Genomic DNA, 16,380 nt, shown 5'->3' with positions numbered 1-16,380 from the left:
ACGCTGCCGCGTGCACGCGATGCGCAACCTGATGTCGGCTGCACCACATCAACAGCGGCAGGTGATCTCGGCGCTGATCCGCACGATCTTCGTTCAACCCGACCACGCCACCGCCTCAGCCCAACTGCGTCTCGTTGTCGGTCAGCTCGAGCCGCTCGCCCCGAAAGTCGCCGCGCTGCTCGAAGGGATGGAAACCGACCTGTTGGCCTACACCGGATTCCCCAAAGCGCACTGGTCCAAGATCTGGTCGAACAACCCGATCGAACGCCTCAATCGCGAACTGAAACAACGCACCAACGTCGTGTCCATCTTCCCCGACACCGACTCGGTGATCCGCCTCGTCGGAGCGCTCCTCGTCGAGATCAACGACGAAATGATCGCCGCCGACCGCCGCTACATCGCAGCCGCATCCGTCGCTGAGATCGACGGAATCGAACCCGACCTACAATCCCTGCCAGCCGCACCCCGCGACTGACAACCAGCAGGAGGATCGCGCGACCCTCCTACACCACCACCCGGGACGCAATCCTCGAGCAGATCATCTGCAAACCAGCGAAGTGAAGTCGGCCCCGTCCGTGAAGCCCGCCCACCCGGTGCAGTCTTCAGCAGACAGCACCCGGAATCTCAGAGTCCCGAAACGGGTTGTTGAACTCGTCCTGACTCTGCGCGGATAAACGGCGTTCACCGTTCCCCTCTTCGACCAGTTCCTGCTCCGCCTGAAGGACGCCGAATAGCACGTCGGCATTGGCGGCGAGGATCGTCGAACTGTGGGAGGACTTCGCACGGTTGTGAACGCCCGATTGCGAGGCATTCATCACATTCGGTGCTCAAGGCGCTCCATGATCCCTGCGCGAGCGCGGCTTGGCGGGCTTCAGAAGTGGTCGCGTGCGTAGTGGTCGGCGAGCGTGTCGCGTGCAAAGTCGGCTTCGAGGTCACGCCACACCGTGTGGACGTGGTTTGCGTCGCGCTGTGTGTTGTCGTACTCGCAGAACAGTTTCGGGCCCTGGATCCGGTAGTAGTGCGGCTCGCCGACTTCGATTCCTCCCGCCCACGCAAAGGACAGAGATCCGAGAGCGTCGCCGTCGAACTGTGCCATCTGGGCGTCGGCGAGGTCGTCGGCGATTCGACCAACGTACGTACCGAGCAACGCGTGCAAGATCTCTTGTTGACTGTTGTTGAACGTTGTTGCCGAAACCCCCTTCGGGCTCGTCGAGAACGAAACAGCAGCAAGCACGGCGGGCGTGACACCGGATTTGACGACTTCGGCTCGGTGGGCGGCACCCATCTTTGCGTCGAGGTCGTCACTGAGCCGGCCGCGCCAGATCAGTGGCAGCTCGAGGGTGGTGTCGCCGTCTGCCAGCGTCGGTCGGTTGGCGCCGACGAGGTCGACGGGGGCGACCAGCGACAGCCAACCTTTGGCCTGTTGCTCTGCTGTCAGCGAGTGCATCAGTTCTCGTGCGAGGTCCTCGGTGGCGCCGAGTGGGCGATGCAGGTGAGGGCCGAGAAGTGGCGACGACGCCGGGTCGGCTCCGAAGAAGCACGGAGTCGTCGAGGACACCTCGCCGTGGGCGATGGTGAAGTGCAGCGAGATGTGGTGGCCGCCGAAGCGCCATGACCAGACTGCGTCGTCGGGCGATCCGAAGATCGCGATCCAGTACAGCAACGGGTCACGGCCCCGATCGCGTCCGAAGTCGGCCACGAAACCCTCGGTGTGATCGAGGACGTTCTCAAGGCCCATGATCGCAGCAGCAGTGACGTAGCCGGCGCGTGACAACCCGGCCGCGATCAGTCGCATCGTGTTGCGATGCTGCGCCGATGTCATCGCTGCGAGCGCCAGGCCGCCATGATCGGTTGGTGTGTAAAACCAGCGTTCCCGCTCGCCGTCGACAGCGAAGTCGAACATCGCTGCATCGCGTTGGAGATCGTCGAGCGAGTCAAGCAATGTGGTTGCCGCGTCGGTCATGCGTGTCGCAGGCGTTCGTCGGGGGCTCATGAGTCACCAGGTGCGTGCAGGCCGAAGATGAAGTCCGGATCGCCGGGCGTCCACGTGTTGTCGATCTGGGAGTGTCGTCCGACCCGTCGTGTCCGGTCGAGCAGGTTGCGGCCGAGGGCGAGCTGTGTCGATTCCCAGCTCGAGAGTGCGTCTTCGATCGTGCGGGCCGAGTCGAGTGCGGCCGTGAGAGTCCACGCGTCGTCTGCGGCTTTGGCCGTACCCGCTGCTGCGTGGGGACGCACGGCGAACGCCGCGTCGCCGATCAGACAGACTCGACCGAACGCCATCTGTTCGACCTCGATGTCGTACACGACTTGCACGAAGAGTTGTTCGGTCGCCTCGACCACAGCGGCGAGCACGGCTGGCAGTCGTGCCGCAGCGTGCGCCCGGACCTCGTCGTCATGAGCTGCGCTCACCGCCCCCGGAGGAAGCGACAGGTCACGCCGGTGGCCGCTGCGGTCGGCCATCAGATCGTCGAAATCTGGGCCGACGAGGTAGTTGCGGTACCAGACGAAGTTGATCAGTCGTTCGCCGGGAGCGACCGAGCCGTCGAGACCCGGAATTGGGTACACCAGGATGTGGCTGTTCGCATACACATAGTAGGTGATCGCGTCCGTGAGCGACGCGGCGACATCCGGTGCCAGATCAGTCTCGGGAACCATCCCGCGCCACGCCACATATCCCGCGTACCCCTGGGCGGCTTTTGGCTGCAGCCGAGTGCGCGCCATCGAACCAACACCATCGGCGCACACCAGCAGGTCGACCGATGCGGACACGCCGGACGCGAAGCCGACGTCCACTCCTGTACGCAGGTCCCCGGCGCTACCACGGAAGTCGACCATTTCGCTGTCGAGCAGATACGGCGACGGCCTCCAATGGTTGAGCAGGTGGCGGTACACCGTGTTCCACGAACTGAACAGGTAGCGATGCGCGCTTTCGTGCTCGATCGTCCCGTCTCGCCGCAGGTGACGGATCTGGCCCGTCGAGATACTGATTCGGTCGAGCGCAACCCCCGCCCGCTCGACGAGATAGCGCGATGTTGCCTCGAGCAATCCGATGCCTGCGCCACGCTGTTCGAGTTCGTGGGTGGAACGCTCGTACACCGAGACGTCGTGGCCGGCGTCGCGGAGCAGACACGCTGCTGTCAGCCCACCGAGCGAACCCCCAACCACCGCAATTGACAGACAGTCGTGCGAGACAGGTGTCACGTGCCGGACAACCCGGTCCTCAGCCGGGCTGGCCGAACGTCGCGATGCGATCGACCGTGCATTCGAACAGCACGCGCCGCTCGTCGAACGACGGGTCGCGCAGGCCGTACGTGTCGCCGTCGCCGACGTACTTCACCCAGATGCGATCGAGTTGCTCTGTCACGCGCTCACCCTCATCGGGATCGTCCTCAGAAATCTCGCGGTCAACGGTGACCTTCAGGCTCAGCCAGTGATACATGTTCTCGGGATTCATGATCAGCATCGAGATCTCGGGGTTGTTGCGGATCCACTCCGTCTTCTTCCGCTGGCCCGCAACATTGACGAGCACCTTGTCGCCCTCATAGTCGAACCACATCGGCGTCAGGTTCGGGCGACCATTGGTCCCCATGACTGCCATGACGCACGCATACGGTTTGTCCATCAGCTGCTTGTAGGTCTCGTCGAGGTCGCTGATACTCGCGATCGAGTCGTGCGAGCCGACGGAGAACTGGTTCGGCTGCACGCCCTCGGAAACATCGAGGAATCGGGAAACTCGGACGGACATGAGTACACCTCCTGTGTCTGGTGACACAGACACTCGCGCAATTCGAGCGCCGTGTCACGACCGGAGTGTCACGGCGATAGGCCGGCGCAGTACTTCAGCCGCGGGTTGTGGCGATGAGCGCCCGATAGCTCGACGGATCGATGCGCGCGTCGACCAGACGAGGACGCGTCCAATCACCGTCGAGCGCCATCCTCAGTTCGTCGGCAGAACGCGCGATGAGGCCGCCGATGCTGCTGGCTCGGGCGATTGCTGCGAAGTCGGTTTCGCGGTACTTCACGGCGGCGGCACCGCCGTGCTGGTCGCGCTGTTTGATCTCGATGAGGCTCAACGCTGCGTCGTTGAACACGACGACCGTGATCGGCAGATCGAGTCGTGCGATGGTTTCGAGTTCGGCCATCGTCATTCCCAGTCCGCCGTCGCCGACCAATGCAACGACGGGACGGTCGGGACGGGCCACGGCCGCCCCGATTGCGGCCGGCACGGCATACCCCATCGTCGACAGGCCGTTCGAGATCAGCAGATCAAATGGGTTCGCCACCGGCCACAGCGGCATGATCGCGAGGAAATGGGCGCCCGCGTCGACGGTGACGGTTGCATCCGATGGGAGCGCTGCCGAGACCGTGTCGACCAATTGCACCGGCCCGAACGTCGACCTCTTCTCGCAAGCCCTGATCGATTCGCGGCCAGAAGTGCGAAACACCGTGGCGGCACCTTGGCCCCACGACATCGGATCACAAAGCACGCGTTGAGCAGTGTCGGCGAGGTCACCAACGAGGTCGACGGTCGGCGGGAGGTACCCGTCGACTTGGGTGTCCGCAGACAGCCGAATCACCGCAGCATCACTCGTCCACGCAGCAGGGATTGGTTCGACCAGGTCAAGCCCCACTGTCACGATGACATCGGCGGCATCGAGGACTTCGCGTTCGAGTGCACCGTTCGTGAACAGCCCGGCATGCAACAGGCCTTCTGTCGGCACCAGCCCGACCGCCTGGTAGGTCGTCAGCACAGGGGCTGCGAAGTGCTCAAGCACCGCACGGATTGGATCACCAATCGCCGCCGCTTCCATGCCAACAATCACTACCGGACGCGACGCAGCACCCAAGAGCTGGCCCGCAGCATCGATGTCCGCGTCGCCGACGGGCGCAGACGCCCGGTTCGCCGCTTCATCGTTGGATTGACCGCTGACGTCGTAGTCGAGGTGCACGGTACCGAACGGCCAGATGTGAGCCAATCCAACGAGCTCCGCGAGCGCTACATCGTCGATGTCGGTACCCAGCGTTCGCGACGCTTTCGCGATCGGGGCGAACAACGCACGTTGATCAAGCCGTTGATGTGACACACGGCCACGATCCTTTGCCGGCACCGTGTCGGTGACCGCGATCAACGGATACCGATCAAGGGTTGCCTGAGCAACACCATTGGTGATCGAAGTAGCACCCGGTCCGCGTGTGGCCACTACCGCCGTCGGCGTTCGCGTGAGCAGCGCATGCGTACTGGCCATGATCGCCGCAGCGGTCTCGCCGTGCGCGAGATGAAAACGAATGCCCTCAGCAACCGCAGCGCCGACGACGTCCAGATTCGGACCCCCGCCGGGCACCCCAAACATCGCGGTCGAACCGGCCGCCCGCAATGCCCGGGCAAGTCGGCCAGCAAGGGACTCGTCGGTCGCGTCGATTCTCCCGACGATAGTGGTGACACTGCACCCTCGTGATCGGAAATCCTCGAGCCCAGGTGTCGGCAAACAGTCATCCTCGCCGACTTGCGCCGATGAACCGGGAGACCCCTTCATTCGAGAACCGGCGAAACTGAACGGGTCGTTCACGGAGATCAACGCTTATCCGTGCGGTCAGCCCGCCAACTTCGGACGGATCGGACGCCCTGGCCTGGCGGGTTCGTGTTCGGTTCGAATCGGCTCCGAGGTCGACTGGAGGTACTCATGGTCTCACGTTTCCGACACGTCGATGTGTCGACCCCGGGAGACCGTGTCGCGATCTCGGCAACAGCTACTGTGCCAAACTGCCTGCATGCGAGTGGTGGCGGCTGTGGACAAGTTCCGGGGGACCCTTGACGCTCGCGAGGTCGCGTTGGCTGTGGCCACGTCGTGCAGGCAACGAGATGAGGTATGTGTTGAGGTTCCTCTCGCCGACGGGGGTGAGGGTTTGCTCGAAGCGTTTGGCGGAGCGAACCAGAGATCGGTCGTGTCCGGCCCCGATGGTTCTCCGGTGGAGGCGCAGTGGCGTCTGAGTGAAGGGGTCGCGATCATCGAGATGGCGCGGGCTTCAGGGTTGGCGCTCGCAGGCGGTGCCCGAGCGAATCGGCCGGAGCAAGCCACGACGAGGGGCGTCGGTGAGTTGATGGTCGAGGCGGCGAACGCGGGGGCGTCGCGGATGATCGTGGGGATGGGTGGGTCGGCAACGACCGATGGTGGGTGCGGAGCGGTCGACGTGCTGCGTGCATCTGGCGCCTGGGCGTCCCTTGCGGACATCGAGATGGTCGTCGCATGTGACGTTGACACGGTCTTCTGCGACGCGGCGAGGGTGTTCGGTCCACAGAAGGGCGCGGACTCGGCTGCCGTGGAGCGAATGACCGTTCGGCTGGTTGAGCTTGCGGACCGGTACCGCATCGATTTCGGTGTCGATGTCACAGCGATTCCTGGCACCGGCGCGGCGGGTGGTCTGGCAGGTGGACTTGCCGCGATCGGCGCACGGGTCGAATCCGGTTTTGACCTCGTCGCGGACGAGGTCGGTTTGCGTCAGATCGTTGCATCGGCTGACCTGGTGATCACGGGCGAAGGTTCGCTCGACCCGACGAGTAAAACCGGAAAGGTCGTCGGTGGCGTCTCCGCCCTGTGTGCTGAGCTCGGCGTGCCGGTTCACGCGATCGCCGGCGTGGTGCGAGATGTCGACTGGGTCGACAGCACCTCGCTCGTGGATACGTTCGGGGAGCATCGTGCGCTCACGGATACAGCCGCGTGTGTGAGCGCTGCGACGGAATCCGTGCTGGCGACAGTCCCGACTCGCTGACGACGGTCTCTCGCCGTCAGAGGTACGGGGCGACCAGATCGGCGTATCGACGCGCCATGGTGGCGATCGTGTCGTCTCCCGGTGCCGCCCACACGTCTGCGTTGAAGATCTCGACCTCGACGTCTCCCGTGTAGCCAGCGGCGGCGACCGCGCGTGTGAACGGAGCGAAATCGATGTGTCCGTCGCCCATCATCCCGCGGCTGAGCAGCGTGTCGGCAGGAAGCGGTGTGATCCAGTCGCAGATCTGATAGCTGGCGATGCGGTCGGACGCCTCGGCGAGGGTGGCTTCGATGCCGGGTTCCCACCAGAGATGGAACGTATCGACGACGACGCCGACGACGCCGGGTTCGTGGGGTTCGGCGAGCTGTAGCGCCTGCGCCAGGGTCGACACCACCCCTCGGTCGGCTGCGAAGATCGGATTCATCGGCTCGATCGCCAGGCGCACTCCGCGGCTTTCGGCGTATGGGGCGAGGGTCGCGAGCGCGTCGGCGACGCGGCGTCGGGCCGCGGGGAGATCTCGGTCACCGGTCGGGAGACCACCCGGTACGAGCACGAGACACGCTGCCCCGAGCGCCGCTGTCTCGTCGATGGCCGCCCGGTTGTCGTCGATCGCTTGCTTTCGGACACGTGCATCGTTGTCGGTGAAGAATCCGCCCCGGCACACCGATGAGACGCGCAACCCGGAGTCGCGGAGCCACGCTGCGGCTGTCTCGAGTCCAACGTCGGCGACGGGTTCTCGCCAGACCCCGATCGATGACAGGCCTGCTCGGAGTGCTCCGTCGATGGACTCGCGCAGCGACCACTCGGCCGTGGTCCGCTGGTTCAGCGACAGCCTGGCGAGCGATGGGTCTCCGGGTGCCGGGGTATTCGTTCGAGCGGGCTGGCCCGAGGGAACATCGACTTCCGCGGCGCTCACGGTTGCGCCCCTGCCACGGTGAGGTATGACCCGAGCCGTCGGGTCGCGAGATCGGGGTCGGGAAGCAACTGTGCATCGTTGGCGAGTTCGAAGAGACGGCTGAGATGGATTGCGCCGCGGGCCGATTGGAGGCCGCCCACCATGGCGAATCCGTCTTGGTGCCCGCACAGCCAGGAAAGGAACGCGATGCCGGTCTTGTAGAACATCGTGGGAGCTTCGAAGATGTGGCGCGAGAGAGCCAGCGTGGCGTTCATTTCGAGGTCGTACGTGGCGATGTCGTTGCAGTCCAAGGCGTGGAGAGCCGCGGCGGCAGCGGGAGCGACGGCTGCGAACGCTCCGAGGAGAGCGTCAGAGTGGTGGGTTTCGGTGCCTCGGATCAAGTCGGGGTAGTTGAAGTCGTCACCCGTGTAGAGCCGGACATCATCGGGCAGCTCGCCGCGCAGGCCGATCTCGTGTTCGGCCGAGAGGAGGGACACCTTGACGCCGTCGATCCGGTCTGCGTGGTCGGAGACGAGTTCCACGAAGGTCTTCGTGGCGATCGCGATGTCGTCGGAACCCCAGTACCCGCTGAGTTGCGGGTCGAACATGGGTCCGAGCCAGTGCAGGATTACGGGGCGAGATGCGCGTTCGATTACCTGGTCGTACACGGAGCGATAGTCCTGGGCGCTCGTCGCTGTGGCGGCGAGTTGTCGCGACGCCATCAGGATCACCTCGCTGCCCGCTTCCTCGACGAACTCGAGCTGTTCGCTGTAGGCGTCCACAATCTGTCGTGTGCTCGTCGCGTCCGGCCGATGGTCGGTTCCGGCACCCGACGCGATTCGACTCCCCGTGTCGGCGGCTTGGGCGGCTGACCGACTGATCAGCTCCTGGGCGGCGGGCCAATCGACGCCCATGTTTCGCTGCGCGGTGTCCATCGCTTCGGCGATTCCGAAGCCGAACCGTGAGAGGTGGCGCCGAAATCGCATCGTTGCGTCCCAGTCGATTGCGGCGGGGGATCCCGGAGCATTGTTCGCCAGTGGGTCAGCCACGACGTGCGCGGCTGCGAAGACCATCCGGGATCGGAATGGCTTCGGATGCTCCGACCACTTGCGTGGTTCGCGCAATGCGATCTCCCGGGTGCCGTTCGGGCTGGGGATTGCGACGGTGCTCATGGTTCGATCCGTGGAATCTCAATGCGGCGACCCTCGCTCGACGACTGGTACGCGGCTTCGACCAGCCGGAGGCCCCGCTCGCCAGCACGGAAGTCGTACTTGTGCGGCCGTCCAGCATCCACGTCGGTGAGGAACTGTTCCCATTGAGCCCGGAAGCCGTTGCCGAAGTCGGCGTTGTCCGGGATCTGATGCCACTGTGAACGGAAGTCGAGGTCGGTTGGTACGTCCGGATTCCAGACCGGCAGCGGTGTCTGCGCCCGCGGTTGGACGCGGCACCCGAACAGACCGGCGATCGCTGACCCGTGGGTGCCGTCAACCTGGAACTCGACGAGTTCCTCGCGTTCCACACGGGTCGCCCACGATGAGTTGATCTGAGCGACGATTCCGCCTTCGATCTCGAAGATTCCGTAGGCGGCGTCGTCGGCGTCGGCGTCGTAGTGATGGCCGCCTTCGTCCCATCGATCGTGAATGTGGGTGGTGGCGTGTGCGTACACGGAGTCGACCCGGCCGAAAAGGTTCTCGAGCACGTAGTTCCAATGGCAGAACATGTCGAGCACGATGCCGCCACCGTCGCTCGTCCGATAGTTCCAGCTCGGCCGTTGAGCCGGGATTCCATCGCCCTCGAACACCCAGTACCCGAACTCGCCGCGCACCGACAGGATGCGTCCGAAGAACCCCGACTCGATCAACCGTTGAAGCTTCAGCAGGCCCGGCAGATAGAGCTTGTCGTGGACGACACCGTTGATCACGCCGGCACTGGATGCAGCGGCCGCAAGTTCGGCCGCGTCGGAGACGGATTCGGCTGTCGGCTTCTCGGTGTAGACGTGCTTTCCAGCGGCAATGGCTTTCAAGATCGCCGGCTTGCGGACGTTGGTGAGCGCCGAGTCGAAGTAGATCGGTGCGGAACTGTCAGCGAGTGCCTCGTCGAGATCGACGGTCCAGTCGGCGACGTCCAGGTCTTTCGCGATCGCACCGACGCGCTCGGCGTTGCGTCCCACGAGGATCGGCTCGACCTGGAGCCGGTCACCGTTCGGGAGTTCGATGCCGCCGTCCTCGCGGATCGCGAGGACCGAGCGGAGGAGGTGTTGGCGGTATCCCATGCGGCCGGTGATGCCGTTCATGATGATGCGGATGGTGCGGGAAGGCATGTTGTTGTCCTGTCAATTCTCGGTTGGGATGCTCGGCCTGGTGGGGGCGGACGATGTCGGGATCAGCGATCGGTGAGGCGTTTCCGGATGAGGCGCATGATGTTCCCCTCATAGATCAGCGTGCGATCCGCTGTGGTGATCTCGAGTTCGTCGATGACCCGGATCATGCTTCGGATGAATCCCGGTCCGCCTTCGGGGTCAAAGGGGCAATCGCTGCCGAACAACACGTGTTCACAGCCGAAGAAGTCGAGGCCGCACCTGGTTGCTGCGGCTGATCCGGAGATCGCTGTGTCGGCGTAGAACTGTCGGAAGTAGTCGATGGGAGGACGCGAGATGCTGCTTCCGAGTGCCCCGCCGGTGGTGCGGCTGCCCAGTTGTTGACCCCAGCCGGTGTCGATACGACCTTCGAAGAACGGGATCATCGCTCCGAGGTGGTGCGTGATCACCTTCAGATCGGGGTGGCGTTCGAACAGACCCGAGAAGACCATGCGGGCCATCGCGGCGCTTGTTTCGTACGGCCAGCCGAATGCCCACCAGATCTCGAATTCGGAGCGGTCCTCGGTTGCGAAGTCGGGAGTCGATGCATCACGTGTTGGGTGCATCCAGATCGGGAGGTTGTACGACGCCATGAGGTCATAGAGCGGGAGGAACTGTTCGTCGTCGACGGGTACCCCGTTCATGTTGGTGAAGATTTGGACGCCGCACGCCCCCAACTTGTCGATCGCGAACTGCGCCTCTTCGACCGCCGCGGTCGGGTTGTTCATCGGGAGCGAGGCGACGAAGTGAGGGAAACGCGATGGTTGGGCGACGGTGAGGGTTCGCATCGCTTCGTTCGCCAGTCGTGCGACTGCGGGGGCTTCCTGCTCGTTCGCGATTCGCTCGATCGGAGGAGACGACAGGGTCAGGATCTGTTGGAAGTCGTCTCCGAACTCATCCAGCATCTCGAGGCGAGCGTCGATGTCGTGAAGGTTCGGCAGTTCCAGCCAGCGCTTGAACACGGCGGGATTGGTAATCATCTCTTGCATCCGCGAGAAGTAGTCCGGCGGCAGGATGTGGCTGTAGACGTCGATCTTCTTCATGATTGTCTCGCGCTGTCCGGAAGCCAGCTGGTGAGTCGTCGGTCGACCATTTGGACCGAGCCGACGACGACGAGCGCGATACCGACGATCACGATCAGGACGGCGAGAACGCTCGTGCTGTCGAAGCGCCCACCGGCGTCGGTGACGACTCGGCCCAGACCGACCACGGCGATGAACATCTCGCCGTTGATCATTCCGGTCACGGCACGTCCCGCTCCGAGGCGAACGCCCGCCATGATTCCCGGGACCGCTGCGGGGATGACGATGCGGAACAGCGCAGTGGTCGGTGAGGCGCCGAACGAGCGCCCCATTTCCACCATGCTCGGCGCGACTGATTTCACTGCGTCGGCAGTGGTGATCATCATGACGAACGTCGAGTACATGACGACGACGCCGACGATTGACTGCCGCCCGTCACCGAACAGCGAGAAGAAGACCGGAGCGAACACCAAGGACGGCGCTGTGAGCAGTGCGTAGGCGTACATCGAGAACGCTGCTTCGACTCGCGGGTACCAACCCATCATGGTTCCCACGATCAATCCGGCGGACAGGGAGATCGCGAACCCGATGGTCAGGTTGACCAAGCTGAAGCCGAGGCTTTCGACGATCAACCCGTCCTGGATCATCTCCCAAAGGCGAGCGAGCACGTCGCTCAGTGGCGGGAACGCATTCGCGTCGAGGAGTCGGGCAAGAATCTCCCAGAGAATGCCACCAACGGCGAGGCTGACGATGGCGTCGGGCACTCGGATCTGAGACAGTCGGCTCGGGCCGGGACGACCGCCGATACCGACGCGTCGCGCGTCTGCCTCCACTGTCGTCGGCTCGGGCGCTGCGAGGTCGGGCTCGGTTGTTTCCGACATCGTCATCGCGCGGAGCCGGAGGTTGCCCCGAGGTGGTGCTCTTCGTGCATTGCACGCAGGCGCTCCCAGAGGTGGGCAGAGATCTCGGTGTATTCAGCGGAGCGTTCGAGCGCGTCAACGTCCTGCGAGCGTGGCCGCTCGATCGGCACATCGACGATCTCGGCAATTCGACCCGGTCGAGCACTCATCAGTACGACCCGGTCCCCAAGCAGGACCGCTTCCTCCATGCTGTGCGTGATGAAGACGACGGTGAGCTCTGTCCGCTCCCAAATCGCGAGCAACTCCTCTTGCAGCAGGCGTCGGGTTTGCTCGTCGACCGCGCCGAATGGTTCGTCCATCAACAAGACTTGCGGCTGGACGGCGAGAGCGCGGGCAATCCCCACCCGTTGTTGCATGCCGCCCGAGAGTTCGGCCGGCCGCTTGCTCTCGAATCCTTCGAGACCGACCATCTGGATGAGATCTCTCGCGCGCTGATCGCGTTCCTTCTTCGGAACCTTCCTCATCTCGAGCCCGAAGGTCACGTTGCGCAGCACGGTCGCCCACGGCAGCAACGCGAAGTTCTGGAAGACCATCGCCCGGTCAGGGCCCGGTCCACGAACGGGTTCGCCCGCGACCGTGATTTCGCCGTCGTCCCACGGGATCAACCCAGCGGTGGCCTTGAGCAGCGTCGTCTTGCCGCAACCGCTGGGTCCCAGCACGGTGACGAACTCGCCGCGCCCGACCGTCAGGTCGACACCTGACAGTGCCTGTACAGTCGTTCCGTCTTGGCCGACGAACGACTTCGACACGTTCGAGTACTCGATCATCACAGGGTCCTTCTCGATTGGTTGTTCCAGGGGGTGAGGCGTCGCTCCAGCAAAGCCATCAGGTTCACCAGCAGCAGCGCCTCGAGGATGATCACGATGATCACCGCGTAGAGCGAGGCTGGTTGCAGAAATCCACGGAACCGGAGGATCAAGCCGCCGACTCCCACGGAGACCATCAACAATTCGACGATGACCATGGCCTGAACGGCCCGTCCGAGACCAAGCCGCAGGCCGGTCATGATCGATGGCATCGCGCCCGGTAGGAGGATGCGCGTCCAGATTTGGCGTTCGCTGGCGCCGAACGAGCGCGACATCTGAATTAAGGAGGTGTCGACCTGCTTTACGCCGGATCGGGAGCTCACGATGATCATCACCACGGCGAAGATGGTCACCAGAATCACCCGGGACAGCAGGCCGAACCCGACGGAGATCACGAGGAGCGGGATGATCGCAGCCAGCGGGGTGACGAGCAGGATGCTCAAGTAGACGTCGAGGTACCGCTCGGCGCGTCGGAATCGACCCAGCAGCAGTCCCAACGGCACACCAACGGCGACCGAGATCAAATAGCCGATGACCATCGCCTGATTGCTGATCCAGAGCGCTTCCCACAGCTCGCTCGTGCCAAGCAGGCGGAAGAACTCGCGAACCGTTTCCGTGAAAGTCGGTATCAGCAGGCCACCCTTGGTGACGGCGTACACCTGCCAGATCAGGGCGAACGCACACACCGTGATCAGGCGATACGTCCAGGTGGTATCCAGGACCCGGAGAGCAGCCGTCGTCCGCCGACCGGCGGCCCGTTCCGTCTCGAGACGGAGCGGGCCGCTCTTCCAGTCGCTACGCACCGGTCAGCTGTCGACGGTCGCGTTGTCAGAGAAGGACAGGTCCGACGCGTCAGCCGCCGTCATGCCGTCTTCGATTACTCCAGCATCGACGAAGAAGTCGATCGTGTACTGGACGTTCTCCGGAGTCAACGCAGTCACATCGAACAGGCCGCCCTGGACGTACAGTTCGGCGGTCCCAGCGAGCGAGTCACTGACGCTGTCGGGCAGGTACTCCTCGACCAGTCCCACGAGGTACGCCGAATCGGCATTGATTGCAGCGTGCTGGGCGGCGACAGCGTCGATGAAGTCCTGAGCAGCATCGGGCGACTCGCCCAGGAAGTCCGAGCTCGCGTAGATCGTCTGCGGGTGCAGCTCGGGCAGGTCTTCACGGAAGTTCGCGAGTGGCTCACCCAGAGGGGTACCCGCCGCCTCGAGCGAAGCGACGTCCGCCAACTCGAGTGCGGTCGCGGTGATCTCGCCGGCCTGCAGCGCCTGGGCGCGGACATCGGAACCCCCGATCACCAGGTACTCGGGCTCACCAGTCGTGCAGTTCTCATCGACCCACGTGCGAATCATTGCCGTTGCAACTGCGCCCTCGCTGAAGATTCCCACAGGTTCACCGTCGAGATCGTCGCACGACTCGATGCCGTCCTGGGCATAGAAGCCCCACTGGTTCCCGACGACATCCCCGATCAGCACCACGGGTGCACCAAGCTCGTTCGCGATCAACGCTGGGCTCGTGCTCTCGGCCGAGATCGCGTAGTCCCCTCGTGCCATGCCCTCGATGGCCAGTTCCGGCTCGGCGAGCTCGACCGTCTCGACGTCGTAGCCCTGTTCGGCCATCGAGTCGATTGCGGCGAGGAGCGGAACGGTGGTGATGTCCGGCTCGATCACCGCCACGGTGAACGAGGCCAGATCTTCGGCTGGCTCAGCCGATTCGGCCTCGGCAGCATCGGTGGTGGCCGAGTCGTCCGCGGCATCGGTGTCAGCCGTTTCGGCTGCTTCGGAGTCGGCGGTCTCGGCTGCGTCTCCACCGTCGTCATCGCTGCCACAGGCAGCGACCGTCAATGCAGCGACAGCAACGAGCGCACCGGTACGGCGCAGGCCTCGAGAAATGGTCATGAAAATCCCCCATAAAGATAAGTGTACGTAAGCGCTTTCGTAAGCGCTTTCGGCACTCTAAGGTACGGGGGTCGGCTACGCAAGCTTCGACAACAACGGCTTGAGCCATCCGGGAGCATCCTTGAACGAAAAGACCTCGAATGACAACGGCCGAGTCGTGCGCCTCGTCGACGTCGCCGACGCTGCTGGTGTCTCGATCGCCACTGCGTCACGATCATTGTCGCGCTCTCCTGGCGTGAGCGGCGCACTGGCCGAGAAGGTTCGCGAGGTCGCGCTGCGACTCGGGTACATCGCCAACCAACACGCTCGAACGCTGGCGGGCGGGACCAGCTCGACGGTGGGACTGCTGGTTCACGAGATTGGAGATCCGTACTTCTCTGAAATCGCAGGTGGCGTGATCGACACCGCCGAGAGCATGGGGATGACGGTACAGATCTGCCACACCGGACGTAGCCCGGAAACCGAACTCCATCATCTGCGCACCTTCATCGCGAACAGAGTCGGCACCATCATCATCGCGGGATCGGGCCACGTCGACAGCTCTCAACAGTTGGCGGCTCGTCACGAGCTCGAGAGCTACGTGGCGAGCGGCGGCCGCGTTGCCGCCATCGGCCGCCACCACCTCGGTGTCGATGCCATCCGACCCGACAACGTTGCCGGTGGCGAGACCATCGCCCGCCACCTGGTCGACCTCGGCCATCGAAAAATCGCGATCGCTGCGGGGTCGACAGGGCTCTCGACCGTCGCAGACCGGATCGTAGGAATCACACACGTGCTCGCTGAATATGGCATCGCTCAGGACGACCGGCCGATCGTCGAGGTCGAGTTCACCGACAGCGGCGGACGGCTGGCCACCCAACAGATTCTTGAGCAGCACCCTCACGTCACAGCGATCGCGGCCCTCAACGACGCCATGGCAATCGGTGTGCTGTCAGAGCTCCGTGCACGCGGTATCTCGGTCCCGAATGAGATGTCCGTCGCCGGTTTCGACGACGTCGCCGTCGCATCCAGCCTCGCTCCCAGCCTCACAACGATCAGACTTCCGATGTCGGAGATGGGCAGACGCGCACTTGAACTGGCTGTATCCGAACCGGCCGCCCGAGTCCGCCAACGAAAGACATCGCACGAACTCGTCGCACGCGACTCGACATCCACTCCGAGACCCAACTGACATCCCACGAAGATCTCGTTGGTCAGTTCACCTGGATAGACGAAGCAGGCGCGCAACGTCTACACCCCGCCAGTTCTCCCCCGGTCCGGCGAACCGCCACTCCAACCGGCGTTTCTAGCATCGAACGCGAGTGTGATGGGTCCTGCGGCCAGGAGCGATTGCGACTGGACAGGCCCGGAACCTGCAAAGCGCGGCAACGACCAGCGCCCTGATGAAGTATCGAACAGCCGGTCAGGATGCGGAAACGACCCTGCTTGCGACAGCGGTCCGAGATGGACGACCGCGCGCAGAGCAATGTGGGACTGATAGCAGTCGGTATTCGAGGAGTCGGGATAGGTCCCTCGGCTCCGGCCGTTTCAGGCCTGAGAGCTCGGGCTGAACGGCCACGATCAGAGTGCTGACTTCCGGGCCGATGGAGGTCGCTTGGCGGGCGCTATTCCGGACGGTGCGATCGAGCGTTTAGAATCTCGTGTGCCGGTGTCGGCAGTCGCTCGAGCGACTGGCCCCAATCCGTTGTCGCGTACGCGAGAGCCGGGCT

At 63.9% G+C, this 16,380-nt stretch carries 16 protein-coding genes and 1 pseudogene; 3 read left to right on the top strand and 14 right to left on the bottom strand.

The window, feature by feature from the left end; genetic code table 11:
- Positions 1–475 (top strand): transposase (locus WBV89_RS01840; RefSeq protein WP_423979635.1); only part of this gene is annotated, 475 nt, incomplete at its 5' end.
- Between the two features lie 127 nt (positions 476–602).
- Here the strand turns inward: WBV89_RS01840 and WBV89_RS01835 are convergent.
- The 6 genes and pseudogenes from WBV89_RS01835 to WBV89_RS01810 form a co-directional block, all read right to left on the bottom strand.
- Positions 603–815, bottom strand: a complete 213-nt coding sequence (locus WBV89_RS01835; protein WP_423979634.1) for a hypothetical protein — start codon at positions 813–815, stop codon at positions 603–605.
- Between the two features lie 56 nt (positions 816–871).
- Positions 872–1,993 carry a DUF3500 domain-containing protein gene (locus WBV89_RS01830; RefSeq protein ID WP_423979633.1) on the bottom strand — a complete coding sequence of 374 codons (1,122 nt, stop codon included), beginning with the start codon at positions 1,991–1,993 and terminating at the stop codon, positions 872–874.
- Positions 1,990–3,165 carry an FAD-dependent monooxygenase gene (locus WBV89_RS01825; protein WP_423979632.1) on the bottom strand — a complete coding sequence of 392 codons (1,176 nt, stop codon included), beginning with the start codon at positions 3,163–3,165 and terminating at the stop codon, positions 1,990–1,992. The genes WBV89_RS01830 and WBV89_RS01825 overlap by 4 nt, the downstream gene beginning before the upstream one ends.
- Positions 3,166–3,220: 55 nt before the next feature.
- Positions 3,221–3,745, bottom strand: coding sequence for a pyridoxamine 5'-phosphate oxidase family protein (locus WBV89_RS01820; protein ID WP_423979631.1), 525 nt, complete (start codon positions 3,743–3,745; stop codon positions 3,221–3,223).
- Positions 3,746–3,839: 94 nt separating this feature from the next.
- On the bottom strand, positions 3,840–4,382 hold the full coding sequence (locus tag WBV89_RS01815; protein ID WP_423979636.1) for a thiamine pyrophosphate-dependent enzyme: 543 nt from the start codon (positions 4,380–4,382) through the stop codon (positions 3,840–3,842).
- Positions 4,383–4,547: 165 nt separating this feature from the next.
- A pseudogene (locus WBV89_RS01810) lies at positions 4,548–5,351 on the bottom strand (thiamine pyrophosphate-binding protein); the annotation flags it as partial.
- On the opposite strand from WBV89_RS01810, the gene WBV89_RS01805 reads away from it, so the two are divergent.
- The gene (locus WBV89_RS01805; protein WP_423979630.1) at positions 5,287–6,768 is read left to right on the top strand and encodes a glycerate kinase; all 1,482 of its coding nucleotides are present in this window, start codon (positions 5,287–5,289) and stop codon (positions 6,766–6,768) included. The pseudogene WBV89_RS01810 and the gene WBV89_RS01805 overlap by 65 nt on opposite strands.
- Positions 6,769–6,784: 16 nt before the next feature.
- On the opposite strand, the gene WBV89_RS01800 is transcribed toward WBV89_RS01805, so the two are convergent.
- The 8 genes from WBV89_RS01800 to WBV89_RS01765 form a co-directional block, all read right to left on the bottom strand.
- Positions 6,785–7,684, bottom strand: a complete 900-nt coding sequence (locus WBV89_RS01800; protein WP_423979629.1) for a sugar phosphate isomerase/epimerase family protein — start codon at positions 7,682–7,684, stop codon at positions 6,785–6,787.
- A complete protein-coding gene (locus WBV89_RS01795; RefSeq protein WP_423979628.1) occupies positions 7,681–8,835 on the bottom strand; it encodes a dihydrodipicolinate synthase family protein in 1,155 nt (384 codons plus the stop codon). Before WBV89_RS01795 ends, WBV89_RS01800 begins: the two co-directional genes overlap by 4 nt.
- Entirely contained in the window at positions 8,832–9,983 is a 1,152-nt protein-coding gene (locus tag WBV89_RS01790; protein ID WP_423979627.1) for a Gfo/Idh/MocA family protein, read from the bottom strand. The genes WBV89_RS01795 and WBV89_RS01790 overlap by 4 nt, the downstream gene beginning before the upstream one ends.
- 62 nt (positions 9,984–10,045) lie before the next feature.
- Positions 10,046–11,062, bottom strand: a complete 1,017-nt coding sequence (locus WBV89_RS01785) for an amidohydrolase family protein (RefSeq protein ID WP_423979626.1) — start codon at positions 11,060–11,062, stop codon at positions 10,046–10,048.
- Positions 11,059–11,805 carry an ABC transporter permease gene (locus WBV89_RS01780; RefSeq protein ID WP_423979625.1) on the bottom strand — a complete coding sequence of 249 codons (747 nt, stop codon included), beginning with the start codon at positions 11,803–11,805 and terminating at the stop codon, positions 11,059–11,061. The genes WBV89_RS01785 and WBV89_RS01780 overlap by 4 nt, the downstream gene beginning before the upstream one ends.
- 119 nt (positions 11,806–11,924) lie before the next feature.
- Positions 11,925–12,728, bottom strand: coding sequence for an ABC transporter ATP-binding protein (locus tag WBV89_RS01775; protein ID WP_423979624.1), 804 nt, complete (start codon positions 12,726–12,728; stop codon positions 11,925–11,927).
- Positions 12,728–13,453: an ABC transporter permease gene (locus WBV89_RS01770; protein WP_423979623.1), complete on the bottom strand. Its 726-nt coding sequence runs from the start codon at positions 13,451–13,453 to the stop codon at positions 12,728–12,730. The genes WBV89_RS01775 and WBV89_RS01770 overlap by 1 nt, the downstream gene beginning before the upstream one ends.
- 120 nt (positions 13,454–13,573) lie before the next feature.
- Entirely contained in the window at positions 13,574–14,671 is a 1,098-nt protein-coding gene (locus WBV89_RS01765) for an ABC transporter substrate-binding protein (protein WP_423979622.1), read from the bottom strand.
- Positions 14,672–14,792: 121 nt separating this feature from the next.
- On the opposite strand from WBV89_RS01765, the gene WBV89_RS01760 reads away from it, so the two are divergent.
- Entirely contained in the window at positions 14,793–15,842 is a 1,050-nt protein-coding gene (locus WBV89_RS01760) for a LacI family DNA-binding transcriptional regulator (protein WP_423979621.1), read from the top strand.
- Positions 15,843–16,380 lie beyond the last annotated feature (538 nt).

Source organism: Ilumatobacter sp., assembly GCF_049588435.1.
Lineage (GTDB): Bacteria > Actinomycetota > Acidimicrobiia > Acidimicrobiales > Ilumatobacteraceae > Ilumatobacter_A.
This window is presented reverse-complemented; position numbering and strand designations above follow the sequence as displayed.

Coding starts and splice junctions, on each gene's coding strand:
- WBV89_RS01785 (WP_423979626.1), bottom strand. CDS start 11,062: ATGAAGAAGATCGACGTCTACAGCCACATCCTGCCGCCGGACTACTTC.
- WBV89_RS01790 (WP_423979627.1), bottom strand. CDS start 9,983: ATGCCTTCCCGCACCATCCGCATCATCATGAACGGCATCACCGGCCGC.
- WBV89_RS01775 (WP_423979624.1), bottom strand. CDS start 12,728: ATGATCGAGTACTCGAACGTGTCGAAGTCGTTCGTCGGCCAAGACGGA.
- WBV89_RS01765 (WP_423979622.1), bottom strand. CDS start 14,671: ATGACCATTTCTCGAGGCCTGCGCCGTACCGGTGCGCTCGTTGCTGTC.
- WBV89_RS01795 (WP_423979628.1), bottom strand. CDS start 8,835: ATGAGCACCGTCGCAATCCCCAGCCCGAACGGCACCCGGGAGATCGCA.
- WBV89_RS01835 (WP_423979634.1), bottom strand. CDS start 815: ATGAATGCCTCGCAATCGGGCGTTCACAACCGTGCGAAGTCCTCCCAC.
- WBV89_RS01820 (WP_423979631.1), bottom strand. CDS start 3,745: ATGTCCGTCCGAGTTTCCCGATTCCTCGATGTTTCCGAGGGCGTGCAG.
- WBV89_RS01830 (WP_423979633.1), bottom strand. CDS start 1,993: ATGAGCCCCCGACGAACGCCTGCGACACGCATGACCGACGCGGCAACC.
- WBV89_RS01805 (WP_423979630.1), top strand. CDS start 5,287: ATGCCCTCAGCAACCGCAGCGCCGACGACGTCCAGATTCGGACCCCCG.